Below are 20,240 nucleotides of genomic sequence, written 5' to 3'. Positions count from 1 at the left end.
TAAACAGCCCCTTGAAGTAATATGGCATGGGTAACTTGCGCCTAAACAGAAACTCGAACTACCACCATACGAAAGCCTGAAAAATGAAAAATATTTTACTCACAGTGTTATACTGCATGCTATCGGTATGCCTTTTTGCACAAACGCCTGCCGGTAACATCACTGTAAAAGGGATGGTTATTGATTCGGCCACCAATAAACCGCTTGATTTTGTTACCGTTGCCTTGCAGGATGCGGCTACTAAAGCCCCTGTAAAAAGCGCCCTGTCAAAAGGTGATGGCAGCTTTACATTGAGCGCGCCCACCGGCAAGCAATACCAATTGGTACTGGCCTTTGTAGGCTACAACAATAAAGTAATAGCGCTTGATGATAAGCCTGTTATTGATTTAGGCCGCATTATGTTCTCGGCATCATCAAAACAACTGGGCGAGGTACAGATCAGCGCGGTTAAACCAGTGATGAGGCAGGAGGTTGACCGCCTGAGCTATGATGTACAGGCCGACCCCGAAAGCAAAGCCTATACCGCGCTGGATATGATGCGCAAGGTGCCCCTGCTGAGTGTTGATGCCTCTGACGCGATCAAGCTAAAAGGCAGCGGCGCTTATAAAATTTTAGTGAACGGTAAGGAATCGGCACTGATGGCTAAAAATCCATCGGATGTATTGAAGGCCATGCCTGCCACCAACATCCTCAAAATAGAAGTGATCACTACCCCACCCGCAAAATACGATGCTGAAGGCCTGGCGGGTATCATCAACATTATCACCAAAACCAATGCCGACGAAGGCTACAATATCGGCATCAACGCGCGGCATAATACCGTGTGGGGGCAGGGCCTTAACCTGAACGGTACGGTTAAAAAAGGTAAGTTCGGCTTCGCCGGATATATCGGTGCCGGCCGTCAGCCTGAAAATGAGAATACATCCGAGAACAGCCAGCGTCGTATTGCCGATAATTCCCTGTTACTGCAAAATGGTGTTAACCGGTTTGATGGCAACTACATGTATGCCAATGGCGAGTTAAGCTATGAAATAGACACGCTTAACCTCATCACCGGTTCGTTTGAAATGTATAAGGAGAAAAACAACCAGTCTAACGATCAGTTATCGCAATTGTTCAATAACACCGATGCCATTACACAACGGTACAGGCAAATAAGCAACAACGTGAGCCACTACACCGGTATTGACGCGGCGCTGAACTACCAGTTAGGGTTTAAAAGAAGTAAGGATCAGTTGCTTACCCTATCGTATAAATACAGCTACTCCCCTAATGATCAAACTACTGAAAACACGTTCGGCGAAACGCTAAACTACAACCAGGCCGACTTTTTACAGAGCAACGACCAGGGCTCAAAAGAGCATACCGTACAGTTGGATTATGTGCATCCGTTGAAAAAGATAAATATTGAGGCCGGTGCCAAAGGTATTTTACGTAATAACTATAGTGATTTTACAACAGATACGCTAACCAGTCCCGGCATTTATAACCGTAATGACCCGCAATCAAACATATTTGATTACCAGCAGAACGTTTACAGTGCCTACAACTCCTACCAGTTAAAGGGCGAAAAATGGTCGGCTAAGGCGGGTTTAAGGCTGGAGTACACTACCATCAACGCCACCTTCGCGGCAGGGCAGCCGGAGTTGAATACGAACTATAACAACCTTATTCCATCGGTATCGGTACAGCGTAAACTAAAAAGCAGCAGCGTTAATTTAGGGTATACACAGCGTATCCGCAGGCCAGGCATCTATCAGCTTAACCCTTTTACAGATAGATCTAACCCGTTGTTTATCAGCACAGGTAACCCTAACCTTAAACCAGAGTTGAACAATACTTTTGAGCTTACTTACAGCAATTTTTCAAAAGGATCTATCAATATAGGTTTGAGTTATGCGTTCTCAAACAACTCCATACAAAGCGTTACCAGTTTCAGGGATACACTCATCAATAATCAAAATCAAAAAATAACCACCACCAATTTCGAGAACATTGGCAGCAACAGAACGCTTGGGCTGAACGTAAATACCAATTACGATATCACCAAAAAGCTCTCATTAAGCTTAAACGGGCAGGTATCGCGTATATGGCTGGAGGGTACTTACAACGGGCAGCTTTATAACAACGCAGGCTACATTGGCAACGCCTTTGCCAACATTGGCTATAAGTTTGATAAAGGGTACCGTGTAGGCCTTAACGCCGGTTACTTTAGCGGATCGGTAACCTTACAGGGTAAATCGAGGTTCTTTATGTTTAACTCGTACGTAGTGAGCAAGGAGTTTTGGGATAAGAACGCCAGCATATCATTGGTGGCTAATAACCCTTACGGCCGCTACTGGAAAAACACCTCAACCACCATAACGCCTGATTTTATTCAGAACTCAACTAATAACCAGATCTATCGGCATTTTGCTATACGCGTAAGCTACAAATTTGGCAAGCTGAGCGGCGAGATCAAAAAGAACCAGCGCGGCATTAATAATGATGATAAGAGCGGCGGTAAAAGTGGCGGCGGAAATGGTTAATTTTACCGCATGAAAGTTTACGGAATAACTAACTGCAATACGGTAAAAAAGGCTCTGGACTGGCTCAAAGAAAATAAGGTTGATTACGAGTTTCACGATTTTAAGAAATTGGGCATCAGCCAGGAAAAACTCATCGAGTGGGACCAAAAGGCAGGTTACGAAAATTTTTTGAACAAACAGGGCCTAACCTGGAAACAGCTTGACCCGCAGGTTAAGGAAAGCGTGAAAACCAACGTAGACGCCCTTAAACTTTTACAGCAAAAAACCAGCATGATAAAGCGCCCCGTTATTGAAGATGGCGATTACCTCTACTTCGGCTTTAACGAAGATGTTTGCCGGGAACATTTTAACAAATAACACAAAGCGGCTTTCGGGCCGCTTTTTTGTTGTGCAGGCAGTAAATAAGCATCCTAAATTATTATTATTTAAATAAAACGGTAACAATCGCTTTACCGCATTTTTGATTACAGCTATTTATAGTATTATTGCTATAAATATTATTAAACTGATTAACATGACCTTTAAGTACTTAGCCGGCGCTATGCTGGCTGTAATGGCTATTGCCAACTCCGGTTTGGCACAAGCCCAGGAAGCACCCGGATCAAAGTATGATTATCATGATGCTTTCGGCCCTAACTTCTACACCAAAAACGGCAATGAGTACCGTGCGGCAAGCGGCGAACCAGGCCCTAAATACTGGCAAAACCGTGCCGACTACCAGCTAACCGCCAAACTGAACGACAAAACCAACGAAATTACCGGTACTGAGGTACTTACTTATACCAACAATAGTCCGCAAAAGCTGGGCTTTATCTGGATGCATCTGGATCAGAACCTGTTTAAGCAGGATTCGCGTGGATCAGCCATTGTGCCTACCAGCGGCAGCCGCAACGGCGGCCACGGCCAAGTGTTTGATGCAGGCCACAAAATTAAATCAGTTAAACTGGTTGGCAGCGAAACGGAGCTGAAATACATCATCAACGATACCCGCATGCAGGTATTTTTGCCTAAAGAAGTAACTGCCGAGGGCGGGCAAGTTAAACTGCGCATTGAATTTTCATTTGTCAGCCCCGATTATGGATCAGATCGTACCGGTATACTAAGCACTAAAAACGGCAAGGTATTCACCGTAGCGCAATGGTACCCACGTGTATGTGTGTATGATGACGTACAGGGATGGAACGTATTGCCCTATACCGGCCCTGCCGAGTTTTACCTGGAGTATGGCGATTTCGATCTGAGCATTACCGCGCCTGCTAACCACATCGTAGTTGCATCGGGCGAGTTGCTTAACCCTGCTGAGGTTTACACGGCCGAGCAGCAAAAACGCTGGGCACAGGCTGCGCAAAGCGAGCAAACGGTAATTATCCGTTCGGCTAAAGAGGTTACCAGCGCGGCATCACGCCCGGCCGGTAAAACCGAGCTGACCTGGAAATTCCGCATTAAAAATGCCCGCGATGCTTCATGGGCTTCATCAGCATCATTTATTATTGATGCCGCTAAAATGAATTTGCCAAGCGGTAAAAAATCTATCGCTATATCAGCTTACCCTGAAGAAAGTGATGGCAACGATGCCTGGGGCCGCTCAACCGAGTACGTTAAAAAATCAGTTGAATACAGCTCAAAAAAATGGTTTGAATACCCTTACCCTGCTGCTACAGCCGTTGCCGGTATTGTAGGCGGCATGGAATATCCGGGCATTGTTTTTTGCGGATACAAAGCTAAAAAAGGCAGCCTTTGGGGTGTTAACGATCACGAATTCGGCCATACCTGGTTCCCGATGATCGTGGGCTCAAACGAGCGTGTTTACGGCTGGATGGACGAAGGCTTTAACACCTTTATCAATACCCTGACCACTGAGGACTTTAACAATGGCGAATACGCCAACAAACGCCCGATGGATATGCAGCGTGTTGGTGAATTCGCTACCAAGCCTGACCTTGAAAGCGTATTGAGCGCCCCTGCCAACATGAAGGAGAAAAACATTGGCATGCTGCTGTACTTTAAACCGGGCTTTGGCCTTACCATGCTGCGCGAGCAGGTTTTAGGTAAAGAGCGTTTTGACCTTGCTTTCCGTACCTACGTTGAACGCTGGGCATTTAAACACCCTACGCCTGATGATTTCTTCCGCACGATGGAGAACGTAGGCGGCGAAAGCCTGCAATGGTTCTGGCGCGGCTGGTTTACCAACAACTGGAGGCTTGATGTTGCCGTTAACGATGTTAAGAATGTTGACGTTGACCCATCAAAAGGCGTGCTGATTACTCTTACCAATATGGAGAAAATGGCCATGCCTGTTCCGCTGGAAATTAAATTAAAAAGCGGTAAAACCGAGCGTGTAAACCTGCCTGTTGAAATTTGGGAGCGTAACAACTCATTTGTTTACAAATACCCATCAACCGAGGAAGTAATTTCAGTTACTTACGACCCGGATAAAAAACTACCTGATTACAACCCGGACAATAACGTCTGGAAAAAATAACAGAAAGCGAAACGGCCTCCAAATTGGAGGCCGTTTCGCTTTTATACATGCTGGCCATTATGCTCTTTCAGGCATCAGGTGGGTAGTTATAGCTATGCGGTTCCAGGCGTTAATGGTAACAGCAGCCACAATAACCTGCCCGGTTTTCTCTTCGCCTAATACATTTACTGCTTGCTGGTATGTAGCTTCTTTAACATGCCCTTGTATGTTGGTTATCTCCTCGGTTAAAGCCAGCACCGCTTGCTCTTCGGCTGTAAAAAAGTCGGTTTCGCGCCAGCCGGGCAGCACATAAATGCGCTGTTCGCTTTCACCGGCTTTGCGGGCATCTTTGGTGTGCATATCCAAACAATAGGCACAGCCGTTTATTTGAGAGGCACGGATTTTAATCAGTTCATGAAGCTTTTTTTCTAAACCGCTTTTTTGCACGTAAGCTTCAAGGCCATACATCGCTTTAAAAGCGTCCGGTAATATCTCGTGTATTTTGATCCTGGTTTCCATGATATTTCTTAATTTTTAAAATGTGATTAAATGTTTTTGCCGGCGTTTACAATACAAAGGTGCATCGCCACGGGCAGCAAAATCTTAATCTTGATTAAGAAATACGGGGTGAAGAAAATTAGTCTATTAGGATACAGCCGGGGTAAGATCGCTCACAATTTTTGCTGATAACAGGCACAGAGGTATTCCACCACCCGGATGCACGCTGCCACCGCAGAAATACAGGTTTTCTATTTTGGATGAACGGTTGGCGTGCCGTAAAAACGCCGCGAACTGGTTATTAGAACTGGTGCCATATAAAGAGCCCTGGTAAGATGAGGTACGGCTTTCAATACTGCGTGGATCGAGTATACTTTCGCATTGGATAAGTGAGGATATGTCCTCACCCAATAAACGGGTCAGTTTATTGATGATGTTGGTACGGGCAAGGTCGATCAGCGCGTCCCAGTCCTGCCCTTTGTTGGCGGGTACATTGATCATTACAAACCAGTTTTCATGGCCTTCGGGTGCATCGTCAGCCTTCAGTTTTGAGCTGATGTTGAGGTAAACGGTTGGGTCGGAACAAATGGTTTCATCTTTCCAGATGCTGTTGAACTCTGCTTCGTAATCGGCACTAAAAAATATATTATGCAGGTCGAGCTGCGTGAACTGCTTGCTGATACCCCAGTAAAATATCAACGCCGAACTGCTCCGCTCCTGCTGTAATGTTTTTTGAGGATGTATGCCAGGTAAATGGCTAATCAACTTTTTGTAGGTGAACCATACATCCATGTTGGATATTACCACATCCGCTTCAACCACATCTGTCCCTACTTTTACACCACTTGCTTTGCTGCCGTCAACCACAATTTGCTCAACCGGGCTATTATAATAAAAACTCACACCCAATTCCTCCGCCAGTTTAACCAGGGATGATGTGATGCTGTACATACCATCATCCGGAAAGTAAGCGCCGAAATACTGCTCAAAATACGGAATAACATTCAGCGTGGCGGGTGCCTTGTATGGGTTTGAGCCGTTGTAAGTGGCATACCTGTCATAAAACTGAACCAGCCGTCTGTCTTTAAAAAAGGCGGTATTTGCCTTATGCATACTCCGCATGGCATCAATACCCGGCAGACAAAAAATAGAACGGACAGTAGGCCAGCGTAAATAGGTACTTAACCGGTGTAACGACCGCTCTAAAAAAACATGATTGGTTATATCATATATCCGCCGGCTATTATCAGCATATTTGCGGATACGGGCGGGCTCTTCGCCTGTTTTGGCAGCTAATTCAGCCGTCAGTTTATCACTATCTGCATAGGCTGATAAGCAGGTGCCATCCTCATAAAAATAATTACAAACGGTATCAAGCTGCTGGTAATTAAAATACCGGCGCGGATCTTTACCGGCCAGTGCAAAAAGCTCGTCAACATATTGCGGCATGGTGAACAAGCTTGGCCCCGCGTCAAAGCGGTAACCCTGCTGCTCAAACTCCGATAACTTGCCGCCGGGGTAAGCATTCGCCTCAAATACCGTTACCTTATAGCCCTTTACTGCCAAACGGACAGCGGTTGCTATACCGGCAATACCGGCACCTACAATTATGGCTTTTGGCTGGGGCATGTGGGCAAAAGTAGTATTAAAAACATATCTTCGTTCTTGTGCAGGTTAACTGCCACCATTAATATTTGTTTTAAACCATGGAATATATACAAATGGCCCCGGTGGCCAGCATGATATTTTTAATTACGATAGTAACCTCGCTTTACGCTTTCTCAAACGAAACCATATACCGCAAGTTTACGCTGCACCCGTACAGTGTATCCAGAGGGCAATACCTTTACACCCTTATTACCAGCGGACTGATCCACAAGGATTGGGGGCATTTGTTCTTCAATATGCTGTCTTTCTTCTTTTTCGCGTTTACGTTAGAGGCCACGATAGGGCACTGGCAATTCGGGCTGGTTTACCTGGTGAGCCTGGTTTTGAGCGATCTGCCTACCGTATTTAAACATCGCCATAACCAGTGGTATTATAGCCTGGGGGCATCGGGGGCTATCAGCGCGGTAATATTCAGCTTTATATTATTCTATCCAAAAGCGGGTATGTACCTGATGATGATCCCGATCAGCATACCGGCATATATCTTCGGGATACTTTACCTGATATACTGCACTTACTCCTCACGCTATGCGCAGGATGGTATTAACCACGATGCCCACTTTTACGGCGCGTTAAGCGGAATAGTACTCACCATAATGGTTTTTCCGGAAGTGATCAAAATATTTCTGCAGGCATTCGGTATCGGCGGTTAAGCCGGTAGCTGGATAGTATCGGCCGGTATAAAGTTACCGTCCTCCGCATCAAACAAAAAGCTCATGGGCTCTTCCGGGTTCTTGATGATCTCGAACAGCAGGAAACCCCAGTTTTTCCAGAAGTTTTCCAGCACTTGTCCGTAGGTTTTGGTTACCCAATGGTCAAATAAAGGCTTGCTGCTCATGCCGCGCAAGGGCATAGCTTCAAGGTAAATGCTATCGTTAACGGGTAAAATATTGTACTCCGGCAAGCGGTTAAATAAGTAGGCCGAGTAAAAAAATCGCGCGTTCAACTCTTCAAACTGTATAGGGTGCAGGGGCTGGCCGGCTATCTTATCCAGCACTTCCCTATGATAGTTGGCATTTGTGCCGTTATCCTGCAGGCAAATGATGATACCAAAATCCTTTATCCGCAACGAAAAGGTAAGCGTATTGATCTCATCGCGGTAGCCAAAAACATCGTCGGCATTGTTAACGCGGAACAGTACCAAACTAAAGGGCTTAAAATCGTCAAACTCCAGCGGCAAATTGATACTTTGCAACATTAAGTGCAACTGTGTAAACCGGTGTATAATGGCTTGCGACATGCTGAACTCCTCGCCCTGCGCATGTTGCTGCCTGATGCCTGCCTGTATCTCATTAAATACAATACCATACAACAGCTTGCCCGCCCATTGAAACAGCTTTACATCATCTAACCGGCTAACCCCTTCGTAACCCTGTTCAAAAGCGGCGGCTATTTCACGCTCCAGCGGCTCCAGGTATTGTTCATTCACGGCAGCCGAGCAAGGCAACTTTAGATCCTTATAGGTAGCCATGCTTTCATCAAGCAGCTTAAAAGGTTTGTCTTCAAGCTGGAAAGCACTCATCAGCCATTGCGGAAAAACCTGTATCTTTTCTTTGGAAGTGCTTAATACCTCGCCGGTTAAAAAACAATTACGGTTGCTAAAGTTAAAATTGCTGAACGGGTTATAAAGTTGTTGCGGCATGGCGGCAAAGATAAGCACGTTTTTGATTGCAAAACTTTAGCTTTGATTTTATAACATGCAACTGACTTACCGCCCATACCACCTGCAATTAAAGCACCCGTTTACCATTGCCCAATTTACACGCACAGCCACGCCTGTAATGCTGGTTGAAATTACGCATGAGGGCCATGTGGGCTACGGCGAAGCATCCATGGTGCCCTACATGGGCGAGAGCCACGAAACAGCCGCCGCGTTTTTAAATAAGGTTGATGTTAGCCGTTTCAGTTATCCGTTTGATTTTGTGGCGATCATCAATTACCTGGATGAGATAGCGCCCGGCAACCCGGCCGTTAAAGCGGCCATTGATATTGCCCTGCATGACCTGGATGGCAAACTGCGCCAAACGCCCTGCTGGCAGTTATTGGGCAGCGATCCGGCGCTGATGCCGCCTACCAGTTACACCATCGGCATTGATACGCCCGATGTGGTACGCCAAAAAGTACTTACCGCGCCTGATGTAAAGGTGTTAAAGGTAAAACTGGGGCGGGAGAACGATAAGGAGCTGATAGAAACCATCCGCTCGGTAAGTAATTTACCCTTATATGCCGATGCCAACCAGGGCTGGACTGACAAGCAACAGGCTTTGGATAAGATACTTTGGCTGCACGAACAAGGCGTACAACTGATCGAACAACCTATGAACAAGCTGGATGTAGATGGCAACGCCTGGCTTACCGAACACAGCCCGATCCCCGTTATTGGCGATGAGGCCGTGCAGCGCCTGCCTGATGTGGCTTTGGCCGCCGGGGTTTACCATGGCATCAATATTAAACTGATGAAATCGGCAGGGATATATGAGGGCTTGCAGATCATCAAAAAAGCCCGATCGCTCGGGCTAAAAGTTTTGATAGGCAGTATGAGCGAAACAAGCTGCGCCACGCTGGCCGCTGCCGCCCTCGCCCCTCAATGCGACTGGGCTGATCTGGACGGGCCATTGCTTACCACCAATAACCCGTATGCCATGCCCGGCTTTAACAACGGGCGCTGGCAATTAAGCAGCCAACCCGGTTTGGGGCTATTATAGCCTTACGGCTTTTTGGTGAGCTGGCGTACTTCCTTTATCAGGCGTACCTTTAAAATGATCAGCATTACGGCTACAAACACAGCACCCAATAACCAGCTCCAGTGTTTTTGTAAAAAACCCTCGTAGGCAATAAACAGGCACACCATAATGCCCACATTGTACAGCACATTAAGCGCTACCTTTTTGCCCATAGTTAGTATACCTCTATGGTTGGGTCAATTTGTGCCTGCCATGCCAGTATACCGCCTTGCAGGTTGTATAAGTTGGTAAAGCCTTGCTGCTCTAACTGCATAATGGCTGCCGCGCTGCGTTTGCCACTGCGGCACATTACCACAACCGGTTTATCTGTATATAATTTATCCGTCTCAATTAAAATGCCGCCCAGCGGAATATGCTGACCGCCGATGTTTGAAGTTTGATACTCAAAATCTTCCCTTACGTCAATCAATTGAAAATCCTCGCCGCGGTCAATTTTCTCTTTCAGTTCCTGTACGGTTATCTCGTTCATGGTATTTAAAATATGTTTTCAAATGTATGATTTTTTAGTAAACAGCAACCGTTTACCATAAAGGCCCGGACTTATAATTTACATTATGCTGTCATTATAACTAATAACTTCGCTAAACTATTGATGCTTAAACGCATCTGATGGTTTAAGCCCATGGTTAATAATTGCCGACATTGCATAAATGTTTTACCCTTAACTGTAACAATAGCAACCCGCGGGCGTTTTATATAAAGTTTACGTAGACAACATTATTGATGAAAAAAATTACACGCTTCTTTTGGTTTTGTTCAGGAGCGCATATTGATACGCTTAAAAAATACCCTATCGAACATAATAAGTATGTGGGTATTGGGGCAACCATATTTTTCACCGCGCTTTTCGCCGCCCTCTCCGGTGGTTATGCCATGTACTTTGTGTTTAGCGGCAGCGCTTTTGCCGTAGGTTTCGCCATACTGTTTGGCCTGCTGTGGGGTACCGCCATTTTTAATATGGACCGCTACATAGTATCAAGCATTAATAAGGATGGCTCCACTAACCAGCAGATCTTACAGGCATCGCCGCGTATATTATTGGCGATCATGATAGGTGTGGTAATATCGCGCCCGCTGGAGTTAAAGATATTTGATAAGGAGATCCGCGGTAAGCTCAAAACCTCATACCTTAAAGGACAGCAACGTAAAATAGATACGCTGCAAAAAACTTACCAGGGTAAATACGCCATGGAACTTGGCAAAAATGCCGAGTTGAAAAAAGAAAAGGACTCCTTAGAAAAAGATATTAACCGCTCCCGCTTTCAGCTTAACCAGGAGGTTTTTGGCGATAAGACCAACCAAACATCGGGTATAACCGGCTACGGCACTTACGCCAAGCAAAAGGAAGCCGTGCTGAAAGAGAAGCAGGACAGGCTGAAAACCGTTACCGGCGATATGACCAATATGGAGGAGTACCTGAGCGCGCGCAAAAACTACGAGGGGCTAAACAGCACCAAGCTATTTTCGGATAAGCAACTGGACAGCCTGGCTAACGTGGCCGGTTTCTCCGACCGTAACTGGGCGCTGGGGCAGCTATCCTATAACGACAAAGGCGAACGCGACCTGGATACTTACCTGGCTATATCCTTTATCGGCTACCTGTTCATCCTGTTTGAGTGTTTGCCGGTATTTGTTAAGCTGATGTCGCCCAAAGGGCCGTATGATGTAGCCGTTAGTAAAACCGCCGAAGCCAATATTCACCTGGCCGAACGGGATAAGGAGCGGGACATTGCCGTTACCGACAATGTGTACGATCATCATCTTGAGGCCGATGTGGACAAGCGAAAGCGCATCATCACCGGCCAGTCTGAATATGACCTGGGCCGCCATAGTTATGATTGATAGCGGGTTATACTAACTATCAGGCCTGGTATTAATAAATTACCTGTTTGTTATGTTATAAACTCGTATTTTTCGGGCTTGTTTACTTAACTGCACTTCATGAAAAAATTATTACTTATTGCGGTGATGTGCCTGGCAGTGTCAGCAACATTTGGCCAGCGCGGCAAGCGCCACCGTTCTCGCCCGGTTTACAGCAGCAGCCCTGTTTATTATACGGTATCGTTCCCCAACGCGGTACACCACGAAGCGGAAATTGTAATGACGCTTACTGCCGTACCACAAGGCCCGCTGCGTGTACGCATGAGCCGCTCGTCACCGGGCAGGTATGCCACCCACGAGTTTGGTAAAAATATTTATAACATAAAGGCCTACACCAATAAAGGCTCTGAAATCCCGATCAAGCAAATTGAGGGCGATGTTTATGAGATCCCCTCGCATCAATCCGTAGTAAACATCAGCTATACGCTGTTTGGCAACTGGGTTGATGGCACCTATGCCGGTATTGATGCCGGGCAGGCACATCTCAACATGCCCGCTTCCTTTATGTGGGCCGTTGGGTTTGACCGCCGCCCGGTAAAGATCCAGTTCATTGACCTGGATAAGCACCAGTGGAAGGTATCATCACAACTAAAATACGAGGGCAATGCTACCTACAGCGCGCCGAATTTACAGTACATGATGGATAGCCCCACAGAATTATCCGGCTATAAACAGGCAAGCTGGGAGGTTACCAACCCAACCGGTAAAAGACAGAAGATCAACCTGAATGTGTATTCCGACGATAGTCAGCAATTTGTAAACAGCTTTGCCCAAATGGTGCAAAAGGTGGTATTGGAAGAGCAGGCCGTATTTGGCGAACTGCCCGATTACGATTACGGCGAATATACCTTTATCAACAATGTACACTCCACCGTTAACGGCGATGGTATGGAGCACCGCAACTCCACCATTATTACCGACCCTTTGGATAAGATAGAGGGCAACGAAGTACAGGTGCTGGGCACATTTTCGCATGAGTATTTTCATAGCTGGAACGTGGAGCGCATCCGCCCGAAATCATTAGAACCGTTTGATTTTACCCATGCCAACCAAAGCAGTGAATTATGGTTTGCCGAGGGCTTTACCCAATACTACGGCGAAATGCTGCTTAAAAGAGCAGGTTTTTATACAGTTGATGATTACGCACAGGTATTAGACGGACTGGTTAACTCGGTGTTAAATACGCCGGGTGCTAAAAAATACCCGCCAGTGCAAATGAGTCGTTATGCAGTATTTGCCGACGCGGGGGTGTCTATCGACATGAATAATAACTCAAACATTTTCACCTCCTACTACGTGTATGGCGGGGCTACCGCACTGGCGCTTGACATGCGCCTGCGTGCCGAGTTTAACCTGACGCTGGATGATTATATGCGCTATGTATGGAAAAAATATGGCAAAACCGAAAAGCCCTACAGCGTACCCATGCTGCAGTTAGCGCTGGCGCAGTTCACGAAAGAACCGGCTTTCGCGTCAGACTTTTTCAGGCAGTACATTTATGGCATCGAGAAGAACGATTATGAAGCCCTATTAGCCAACGCGGGTTTTTTGGTACGTAAAGCAAGTGCCGATAAAGCATGGGCAGGCGCGTTATCAACCGGAGGCGGCAGGGTTAAATCAGGCCAGGCACATGCCTCGTATGCCGGGGATGGCGTTCTGATTGCCATACCAACGGTACAAAACACGCCATGGTATAAAGCAGGGCTTGATGCCGGCGACGTGATACTGACCGTTGACGGACAGACAGTAAAGACCGCTAAAGATATTGAGGGCATCGTCGGCTCAAAAAAACCGGGGGATAAACTTGCGGTGAAATACCGCAACCGCACCGGCCAGCATGAGGCCAATGTAACGCTTGAGGCAAGCCCATATTACGATGTGATCAGCTTTGAAAAAGCTGGCAAAACATTGAGCAAGGAGCAGGAAACATTCAGAAATAACTGGTTACAATCAAAAGTAAAATAACACCATGATAAAAAGATTTTTAGCGGCAGGATTACTGCTCAGCGCGACGGCGGGAGCCTACGCGCAGGATGTGAACAAACTGATCGTTCAGGAAGATGTGGGCAAGATCATCAAAACCCTCTCGGCGGATGATATGCAGGGCCGCGGCAGCTTTACGCCGGGTATTGACAAGGCAGCCAAATTTATTGAGGGCGAATTTAAAAAAGCAGGCCTTACCCCGCTTACCGGAGAAAAGGATTTCCGCCAATCGTTCAGCGTAATACGCTCCACCCCGGTAAGCATACAGGCCAGCATCAACGGCAAACCGGTGCTTACTGAAAATGCCTTCGCCATGGCAGGCGCGTCATTTAAATGGACTGCCGCCAGTGGTGCCGAAGTAGTCACATTAGCTGCCGGACAGGATTTTCGTACCGAATACCGCAAGTACCTGTCATCAGGAAAAAACATGCTGATCTTAGTCGACCCGTCTTTCGCTGATATTTTTGGCAGGCTACGTGGCCGCGCTATGGGCGGCAACGTAAGCCTGAAGGTTGACAGCGCCCAGTCGTTAGTATTTGTACTGGGCAAGTTTGATAATACATCAAGCTACGAAATAAATTACCAGGTAAAGAACGAGCCTGCGCCGCTGTTCAACGTGGCGGGTATGATCAAAGGCAAAACCAAACCTGATGAGTACGTGGTTTTCTCCGGTCATTATGATCACCTGGGCATTATCAAACCAACTGATAAGGACAGCATTGCCAACGGCGCTGATGATGATGCATCGGGCACAACGGCGGTTATTGCGTTAGCTAACTATTATAAAAAACTGAATAACAACGCCCGCACCCTGATTTTCGTGGCCTTTACGGCAGAGGAAATTGGCGGTTACGGTTCCCAATATTTTTCGGGCAAGGTTGACCCGGATAAAACGGTGGCCATGTTTAATATCGAGATGATCGGCAAGGCATCAAAATTCGGTACTAACTCGGCATTTATTACGGGATATGAACGATCTGATTTTGGCACCATCCTGCAAAAGAATCTGGAAGGCACCGCCTTTAAGTTCCATCCTGACCCATACCCGGAGCAGCAACTGTTTTACCGCAGCGATAACGCTACCCTGGCAAGGCATGGCGTACCGGCGCACACCATCTCAACCGATCAGATCGATATCGACAAATTATATCACACCGTGAAGGATGAATTCAGCTCGCTTGATGTAAATAACATTACCTCAACCATACGTGCCATAGCCCTGAGCTCGCGCAGTATTGTTGCCGGTAAGGATACGCCAACCCGCATCCCTAAAATGGAAGATTAATATTTTATCGAGCTTATTTTTTAGAAACTATTTCGGCCTGCTGTTTTTTCGGCAGGCTTTTTAGTATCAGGTCGTATGAGTGGTCAATCATTTGGTGCAGTTGTTTTATGGTGAGGCTGCCATCCATCTGCACGGTGTTCCAGTGTGTTTTATTCATGTGGAAACCAGGCTGCACTTCGGGGTGTTGCTCGCGCAGTTCAACGGCCAGTTCAGGATCGCACTTAGCGTTAAAGCTGTTACCGTCAAGCCCGGCAAGCAGGAATATTTTTCCGCCCACCTTAAATACCAGCGTATCATCACCAAACGGAAAACTTTCATCGGCGGCGGGTTTGATAAGGCAATAGTCGCGCAGTTCTTCAATATTCATGGTAAAAGGTATTTTATGCTGATTGTCAAAAATACCTTTTTAGGTATCATTTGTTAAAGGGATAATTATAATTGTAAACTATGAATTTGTCAGCTCTAAAATATACCGTTAGCGAACGCTTTTTGCGTTACGTTACCATCGATACCCAGTCGGACCCGGAATCGCCCACTTGTCCCTCAACGGAAAAGCAAAAAGACTTGGGCCGGGTGCTGGTTGCCGAACTGCTTGAAATTGGGCTAACGGATGCCCATATGGATGAGCATGGTTATGTATATGCTACCATCCCCGCCAATACGGATAAGGATGTGCCGGTGATCTGCTTCTGCTCGCACATGGATACCGCGCCCGATTGCAGCGGGACCAATGTAAAACCCATAGTACATAAAAACTATACCGGCGCCGATATTATTTTGCCTGATGATGATACGCAGGTGATCCGCATGGCTGATCATCCTGACCTGAAAAATCAATTGGGTAATGACATTATAACGGCCAGTGGCAATACACTGCTGGGTGCTGATAATAAGGCCGGCGTTGCTGAGATAATGGATGCATGTTACCAGATAATGAACAACCCGCAGATCAAGCACGGCACCATCAAAATATTGTTTACTCCGGATGAAGAAATTGGCCGCGGGGTGGACAAAGTAAATATTGAAAAAGTAGGTGCTTATGCCGCCTATACCATGGATGGAGAAAGCGCGGGCAACCTGGAGAACGAAACCTTCTCTGCCGATGGCGCTAAGCTGACCATCAACGGCGTGAGCGCGCACCCCGGTTTTGCCAAAGGTAAAATGGAAAGCGCTATTAAAATTGCCGGTGAAATGATTGCCGCCCTGCCTTTTGAGCTTTCGCCGGAAGGAACCGAAGGGATGGAAGGCTTTATTCATCCCGTAAGCATACAAGGCCATGTAGAAACCGCTATCATTGAATTTATACTGCGCGATTTTGATGAGGAGAAGCTGCATGCCCATGCTGAAACGTTGAAGCGCGTTACCGATGAGGTTTTAGAAAAATACCCGGCATCCTCCTACTCCCTTAAAATATCCGAACAATACCGCAACATGAAGGTGGTACTGGATCAGCATCCCGAAATAACAGAATATGGGTTAGAGGCTATCCGCCGTGCAGGCATGGAGGCCAAGCTTTGCAGCATACGCGGCGGTACGGATGGCTCGCGCCTGTCATTTATGGGTTTGCCCTGCCCTAATATTTTTGCCGGCGAGCACGCCTTTCACAGTAAGCAGGAGTGGGTATCGGTACAGGATATGCAAAAGGCGGTTGATACCATCCTACACCTTTGCGCCATCTGGGAAGAAAAAGCTTAATAAATTTATTATGGCCGATGATGCTCAACATACCCGCCGAAAGATCATCCATATTGATATGGATGCCTTTTACGCGTCGGTTGAGCAGCGGGATAACCCGGAGTATCGAGGCAAAGCCCTGGTAGTTGGCGGCCTGCCCGAAGGACGGGGCGGCGTAGTGGCTACAGCCAGTTATGAGGCGCGTAAATTTGGCGTACGCTCGGCCATGCCCTCAAAACAGGCGCTGCAATTATGCCCCCATGCTATTTTTGTAAGGCCAAGGTTCGCGGCCTATAAAGAGGTATCTCAAAAGATCAGGGAGATATTTCGCCGATATACTGATCTGATCGAGCCGCTCTCGCTGGATGAAGCCTACCTGGATGTAACTACCGATAAGCTGGAAGTAGGCTCGGCCATTGAGATAGCCAAACAGATAAAGGATGCCATTAAAACCGAGCTGCAATTGACTGCATCCGCCGGAGTATCAATTAATAAGTTCGTGGCTAAAATAGCGTCGGACATGAACAAGCCCGATGGCCTCACCTTTATCGGCCCCTCGCAAATAGCGGCGTTTATGGAAAAGCTGCCGGTGGAGAAATTTTTTGGCGTGGGCAAGGTAACCGCTACTAAAATGAAGAATATGGGCTTGCATACCGGGGCAGATCTGAAACGCCTCAGTGAGGATGAAATGGTAAAAGCCTTTGGCAAAGCCGGGCGCTTTTATTACCAGATCATTCGTGGTATTGATAACCGGGCGGTACAGCCGCACCGCGAAACCAAATCAGTCGGCGCGGAAGATACCTTTGCTTATGACCTTACCCAACTGGATGAAATGAACCCCGAGCTTGACCGTATTGCCGAAACCGTAGCCACCCGCCTGGAGCGATACGAGCTTAAAGGCCGTACCGTTACGCTAAAGGTGAAGTACCATGATTTCAGGCAGATCACCCGCAATCAATCCGTCGTTACTCCTGTTTACAACGCTGCCGAGATCGCGCGGATCGCTAAACAATTGCTGGCCATTACCGCTACTGATGACATGAAAGTACGCCTGCTGGGTATTTCGATATCCAACTTCGGCGAACCGCAGCGCAAATCCGATCCGCGTACCTATACCGATCAGTTGCGCTTGTTCTGATCTGCTACTGCGATCAAAAAGTTATTTAAGCTTATCTGCCATTTCAAAATACTTAACCCGGCCTTTTACACTCGGCCGCTCGTTATAAGCAGCATAGTAAACGTAAGCCTTGTTTTGATTCACGCCCGGCATAATGGCAGGCAAGGCTTTGCGTATAGCCATGTTCTCTACCTTTAAGGCCGCGGTATCTTTCAAATCAATTTTTGATTGATAGCATATCTGCGGAAAAGTGCCTTCGGGCGTGTTTTTATTAAAGATGCCGAAAATACGCGGTTTGGTTGCCACCGCGTTCACAGCGTACGGAAACGGATAGCGCTTGTTGGCTTCGTTACCTACCGTGTAATAGATCTGTGTAATGGCATCCTCGTATTTATATTGCCAGGCCGGGCTTGGGTGCAGGCAGCTAAAGGCCAGTGTCAGCGTATTCAGGGCTTCAACAACCTGCCCTTTGGCATAACTGTCTTTAGCATGTTCATAAAGCTGCGGCGCCGTTTTATTATTGATGGTATAGGGCGCAACATCGAGCTTGCATAGCCGCCAGCCATAATCATAATTAGCATACATAATGGTGATCAGCTCCTTATTAGGCCCTTTTTTGGGCACAAAAAAAGCGATGTACATTTCTTCGGCCATGCCCGGGTAGTACAAACTGTAACTGTTAATGCCGCCTGTGTTGGTAACAATGGTATCGTAATCGGTGTATTTATTAATGGCATAATACTCATCTAAAATAGCGTAGGTACTATCCGCCTTAAAGTGGTTGGCCACTATTTCGGCCTGCCTTTTAGTAGCCGGGTCGTCCAGCATTTCTTTCGACAGCAGGTTTTCTAATGTTTGCTTGTCGTCCGTTTTAAGCGCCTTAATAAATTCGGCATTAATAGCATGAAAATTATCGCGCTCGTCTGCTTCTATTTTTTCATTCTTCCAAAAACCAGGTTGTTTTTTCTTACAGCTTTGAGTAAACAGAGCCAATGCCAGCAGCGCGATAAGTAATCGTGATGGTTTAAGTAACAGGGGATTCATAACAGGGGTTAAATATACAAAATCAAATCCGCCTGCTATTTGTAATAATAAAATGGCTATTGCTATTAACTTTAATATTACGTAAATTTAATATACCAATTGTTTCAATTTAGGCGAAAGGAGGTGTTGTGATGCGGGTGCCCGTTTTATTTATTGTGCTGTTTTTCTCGGTTCAGGCTTTCGGGCAGGGCAAACAGGCATCCTTTTGCTTTGATTTTTACGGCAATACTTTTTGTGCCGATGCGGATACCTCGTTAAATGCAACCATTCCACAGCAAATAACACCACAACATATTCGGTCTTTTTATACGGGCATAAACGCGCTGAATTACAAGCCACTGGTAGCCGCCATGCAGGCTTATCGTGATAAATATAAACTGAACGATTGGTTGTATTATCAACTGGTGCGTAAAACCGCCCAGCAGCTAAGTCCTAAGGAGGTAAACTACGGCCGTTATACCTTATACAAATGGTACCTGCTCAGCAGTTCGGGCTTTGATGCAAGGCTGGCCATTACCCCCGAAAACCGGGTTATTTTTTATGTTTATAATAATGAGGACATTGCCGACATACCCTTTTTTATGGTTGACGGTAAAAAGTTTATGTGCCTCAACTATCATGATTATGCCCATGCCGACTTGCACCAGGATCCGCCTTTGCCTGTACCGGTAACCGTTGCGGGGGCTACACGCCCTTTCTCGTACCTTGTAACAAGGCTGCCTGATTTTAAGCCCGAAAATTACGTGCAAAAGCAATTGCAGTTTAAATACGGCAATACCATATACCACTTTGATGTGAAGCTAAACAGTGAGGTAAAAAGTATTTTCGCTAATTATCCGGGGGTTGATTTCAGTTATTATTTCAATATTCCGCTTAGTAAAGAAACTTATGGCTCGCTGATCCCTGCCCTGCGTAAAAACGTAAAAGGGATGTCGCAAAAAAAAGGCATTGATTACCTGATGCGCTTTACCCGCTATGCCTTTTTGTATGAGGATGATGAGCAGAACTTCGGCAAAGAGAAACGCATGTCGCCGGAAGAAACCCTGTTTTCAGAGTATAGCGATTGCGACGACCGTGCAGCCCTTTTCTTTTACCTGGTAAAGGAGATCTATGACCTGCCCATGATCGCCATGTTATACCCAACACACATTACCATAGCGGTGCAGTTTGATAAGCCTGTGGGCAAGCCCATTGTTTACCAGGGCCGTGAATACTCCGTATGCGAACCAACCCTGCAACCCGAAGACCTGAAGATCGGCCAGCTATCATCCAAATTGAAAAAGCAAAGTTACCAGGTAGTGTACAGCTACAACCCGGTAAATTCTATCCGTTAACTGTATTTAAGGATGTTTACCTT

Annotated in this window: 18 protein-coding genes; 11 read left to right on the top strand and 7 right to left on the bottom strand. The window is 46.5% G+C overall.

The features are described 5' to 3' along the window. Positions 1-83: 83 nt before the first annotated feature. The 3 genes from AC3WJC_RS18365 (at position 84) to AC3WJC_RS18355 (ending at position 5,010) form a co-directional block, all read left to right on the top strand. Positions 84-2,528 (top strand): TonB-dependent receptor domain-containing protein, encoded by a 2,445-nt coding sequence (locus AC3WJC_RS18365; RefSeq protein ID WP_492400574.1) that lies wholly within the window; start codon positions 84-86, stop codon positions 2,526-2,528. A gap of 9 nt (positions 2,529-2,537) precedes the next feature. Continuing rightward, on the top strand, positions 2,538-2,885 hold the full coding sequence (locus tag AC3WJC_RS18360) for a Spx/MgsR family RNA polymerase-binding regulatory protein (protein WP_492400573.1): 348 nt from the start codon (positions 2,538-2,540) through the stop codon (positions 2,883-2,885). 157 nt (positions 2,886-3,042) lie between these two features. Further along, positions 3,043-5,010 carry a M1 family metallopeptidase gene (locus AC3WJC_RS18355; protein WP_492400572.1) on the top strand — a complete coding sequence of 656 codons (1,968 nt, stop codon included), beginning with the start codon at positions 3,043-3,045 and terminating at the stop codon, positions 5,008-5,010. 57 nt (positions 5,011-5,067) lie between these two features. Here the strand turns inward: AC3WJC_RS18355 and AC3WJC_RS18350 are convergent, their stop codons facing one another. Both AC3WJC_RS18350 and crtD read right to left on the bottom strand, forming a co-directional pair. Continuing rightward, the gene (locus tag AC3WJC_RS18350) at positions 5,068-5,508 is read right to left on the bottom strand and encodes a carboxymuconolactone decarboxylase family protein (protein WP_492400571.1); all 441 of its coding nucleotides are present in this window, start codon (positions 5,506-5,508) and stop codon (positions 5,068-5,070) included. A 126-nt stretch (positions 5,509-5,634) separates the two neighbouring features. Further along, complete coding sequence (gene crtD / locus AC3WJC_RS18345) at positions 5,635-7,116, bottom strand: 1-hydroxycarotenoid 3,4-desaturase CrtD (RefSeq protein WP_492400570.1); 1,482 nt, start codon at positions 7,114-7,116, stop codon at positions 5,635-5,637. Positions 7,117-7,193: 77 nt separating this feature from the next. Here crtD and AC3WJC_RS18340 point away from each other — a divergent pair, with 77 nt between their 5' ends. Beyond that, entirely contained in the window at positions 7,194-7,808 is a 615-nt protein-coding gene (locus AC3WJC_RS18340) for a rhomboid family intramembrane serine protease (RefSeq protein ID WP_492400569.1), read from the top strand. Here the strand turns inward: AC3WJC_RS18340 and AC3WJC_RS18335 are convergent. Then, the gene (locus AC3WJC_RS18335) at positions 7,805-8,797 is read right to left on the bottom strand and encodes a hypothetical protein (RefSeq protein ID WP_492400568.1); all 993 of its coding nucleotides are present in this window, start codon (positions 8,795-8,797) and stop codon (positions 7,805-7,807) included. The two genes, AC3WJC_RS18340 and AC3WJC_RS18335, sit on opposite strands and share 4 nt — an antisense overlap. A 55-nt stretch (positions 8,798-8,852) precedes the next feature. Between AC3WJC_RS18335 and AC3WJC_RS18330 the strand changes: the two genes are divergently transcribed. Continuing rightward, positions 8,853-9,860, top strand: coding sequence for a dipeptide epimerase (locus AC3WJC_RS18330; RefSeq protein WP_492400567.1), 1,008 nt, complete (start codon positions 8,853-8,855; stop codon positions 9,858-9,860). Positions 9,861-9,862: 2 nt separating this feature from the next. On the opposite strand, the gene AC3WJC_RS18325 is transcribed toward AC3WJC_RS18330, so the two are convergent. Together AC3WJC_RS18325 and AC3WJC_RS18320 are read right to left on the bottom strand one after the other, a co-directional pair. After that, a complete protein-coding gene (locus AC3WJC_RS18325; RefSeq protein WP_492400566.1) occupies positions 9,863-10,051 on the bottom strand; it encodes a DUF6358 family protein in 189 nt (62 codons plus the stop codon). Positions 10,052-10,053: 2 nt separating this feature from the next. Next, positions 10,054-10,368 (bottom strand): rhodanese-like domain-containing protein, encoded by a 315-nt coding sequence (locus AC3WJC_RS18320; RefSeq protein WP_492400565.1) that lies wholly within the window; start codon positions 10,366-10,368, stop codon positions 10,054-10,056. Positions 10,369-10,622: 254 nt separating this feature from the next. On the opposite strand from AC3WJC_RS18320, the gene AC3WJC_RS18315 reads away from it, so the two are divergent. From AC3WJC_RS18315 to AC3WJC_RS18305, 3 genes are all read left to right on the top strand, one after another. Beyond that, positions 10,623-11,741, top strand: a complete 1,119-nt coding sequence (locus tag AC3WJC_RS18315; RefSeq protein ID WP_492400564.1) for a DUF4407 domain-containing protein — start codon at positions 10,623-10,625, stop codon at positions 11,739-11,741. A gap of 99 nt (positions 11,742-11,840) precedes the next feature. Continuing rightward, positions 11,841-13,745, top strand: a complete 1,905-nt coding sequence (locus tag AC3WJC_RS18310; RefSeq protein WP_492400563.1) for a M61 family metallopeptidase — start codon at positions 11,841-11,843, stop codon at positions 13,743-13,745. A 4-nt stretch (positions 13,746-13,749) separates the two neighbouring features. Continuing rightward, on the top strand, positions 13,750-15,048 hold the full coding sequence (locus tag AC3WJC_RS18305) for a M20/M25/M40 family metallo-hydrolase (RefSeq protein ID WP_492400562.1): 1,299 nt from the start codon (positions 13,750-13,752) through the stop codon (positions 15,046-15,048). Positions 15,049-15,061: 13 nt separating this feature from the next. On the opposite strand, the gene AC3WJC_RS18300 is transcribed toward AC3WJC_RS18305, so the two are convergent. Beyond that, positions 15,062-15,415, bottom strand: coding sequence for an MmcQ/YjbR family DNA-binding protein (locus AC3WJC_RS18300; RefSeq protein ID WP_492400561.1), 354 nt, complete (start codon positions 15,413-15,415; stop codon positions 15,062-15,064). 80 nt (positions 15,416-15,495) lie between these two features. Here AC3WJC_RS18300 and pepT point away from each other — a divergent pair, with 80 nt between their 5' ends. Together pepT and dinB are read left to right on the top strand one after the other, a co-directional pair. Beyond that, positions 15,496-16,743: a peptidase T gene (gene pepT / locus AC3WJC_RS18295; RefSeq protein ID WP_492400560.1), complete on the top strand. Its 1,248-nt coding sequence runs from the start codon at positions 15,496-15,498 to the stop codon at positions 16,741-16,743. 10 nt (positions 16,744-16,753) lie between these two features. After that, positions 16,754-17,860, top strand: coding sequence for a DNA polymerase IV (dinB, locus tag AC3WJC_RS18290; protein ID WP_492400559.1), 1,107 nt, complete (start codon positions 16,754-16,756; stop codon positions 17,858-17,860). 21 nt (positions 17,861-17,881) lie between these two features. Here the strand turns inward: dinB and AC3WJC_RS18285 are convergent, their stop codons facing one another. Next, complete coding sequence (locus AC3WJC_RS18285) at positions 17,882-18,883, bottom strand: hypothetical protein (protein WP_492400558.1); 1,002 nt, start codon at positions 18,881-18,883, stop codon at positions 17,882-17,884. A gap of 131 nt (positions 18,884-19,014) precedes the next feature. Between AC3WJC_RS18285 and AC3WJC_RS18280 the strand changes: the two genes are divergently transcribed. Continuing rightward, positions 19,015-20,217: a hypothetical protein gene (locus AC3WJC_RS18280; RefSeq protein WP_492400557.1), complete on the top strand. Its 1,203-nt coding sequence runs from the start codon at positions 19,015-19,017 to the stop codon at positions 20,215-20,217. The last annotated feature ends 23 nt before the right edge of the window (positions 20,218-20,240 follow it).

Source organism: Mucilaginibacter sp. FW306-07-L, assembly GCF_058782065.1.
The sequence above is the reverse complement of the archived record's forward strand: the minus strand, read 5'-3'. Positions and strand labels throughout refer to the sequence as shown.

What these genes read in the sequence shown, in the direction of transcription:
- AC3WJC_RS18325 (WP_492400566.1), bottom strand. Translation starts at nt 10,051, where the DNA reads ATGGGCAAAAAGGTAGCGCTTAATGTGCTGTACAATGTGGGCATTATG.
- AC3WJC_RS18285 (WP_492400558.1), bottom strand. Translation starts at nt 18,883, where the DNA reads ATGAATCCCCTGTTACTTAAACCATCACGATTACTTATCGCGCTGCTG.
- AC3WJC_RS18320 (WP_492400565.1), bottom strand. Translation starts at nt 10,368, where the DNA reads ATGAACGAGATAACCGTACAGGAACTGAAAGAGAAAATTGACCGCGGC.
- AC3WJC_RS18310 (WP_492400563.1), top strand. Translation starts at nt 11,841, where the DNA reads ATGAAAAAATTATTACTTATTGCGGTGATGTGCCTGGCAGTGTCAGCA.
- AC3WJC_RS18355 (WP_492400572.1), top strand. Translation starts at nt 3,043, where the DNA reads ATGACCTTTAAGTACTTAGCCGGCGCTATGCTGGCTGTAATGGCTATT.
- pepT (WP_492400560.1), top strand. Translation starts at nt 15,496, where the DNA reads ATGAATTTGTCAGCTCTAAAATATACCGTTAGCGAACGCTTTTTGCGT.
- dinB (WP_492400559.1), top strand. Translation starts at nt 16,754, where the DNA reads ATGGCCGATGATGCTCAACATACCCGCCGAAAGATCATCCATATTGAT.
- AC3WJC_RS18335 (WP_492400568.1), bottom strand. Translation starts at nt 8,797, where the DNA reads ATGCCGCAACAACTTTATAACCCGTTCAGCAATTTTAACTTTAGCAAC.
- AC3WJC_RS18350 (WP_492400571.1), bottom strand. Translation starts at nt 5,508, where the DNA reads ATGGAAACCAGGATCAAAATACACGAGATATTACCGGACGCTTTTAAA.
- AC3WJC_RS18365 (WP_492400574.1), top strand. Translation starts at nt 84, where the DNA reads ATGAAAAATATTTTACTCACAGTGTTATACTGCATGCTATCGGTATGC.
- AC3WJC_RS18300 (WP_492400561.1), bottom strand. Translation starts at nt 15,415, where the DNA reads ATGAATATTGAAGAACTGCGCGACTATTGCCTTATCAAACCCGCCGCC.
- AC3WJC_RS18280 (WP_492400557.1), top strand. Translation starts at nt 19,015, where the DNA reads ATGCGGGTGCCCGTTTTATTTATTGTGCTGTTTTTCTCGGTTCAGGCT.
- AC3WJC_RS18340 (WP_492400569.1), top strand. Translation starts at nt 7,194, where the DNA reads ATGGAATATATACAAATGGCCCCGGTGGCCAGCATGATATTTTTAATT.
- AC3WJC_RS18360 (WP_492400573.1), top strand. Translation starts at nt 2,538, where the DNA reads ATGAAAGTTTACGGAATAACTAACTGCAATACGGTAAAAAAGGCTCTG.
- AC3WJC_RS18305 (WP_492400562.1), top strand. Translation starts at nt 13,750, where the DNA reads ATGATAAAAAGATTTTTAGCGGCAGGATTACTGCTCAGCGCGACGGCG.
- crtD (WP_492400570.1), bottom strand. Translation starts at nt 7,116, where the DNA reads ATGCCCCAGCCAAAAGCCATAATTGTAGGTGCCGGTATTGCCGGTATA.
- AC3WJC_RS18315 (WP_492400564.1), top strand. Translation starts at nt 10,623, where the DNA reads ATGAAAAAAATTACACGCTTCTTTTGGTTTTGTTCAGGAGCGCATATT.
- AC3WJC_RS18330 (WP_492400567.1), top strand. Translation starts at nt 8,853, where the DNA reads ATGCAACTGACTTACCGCCCATACCACCTGCAATTAAAGCACCCGTTT.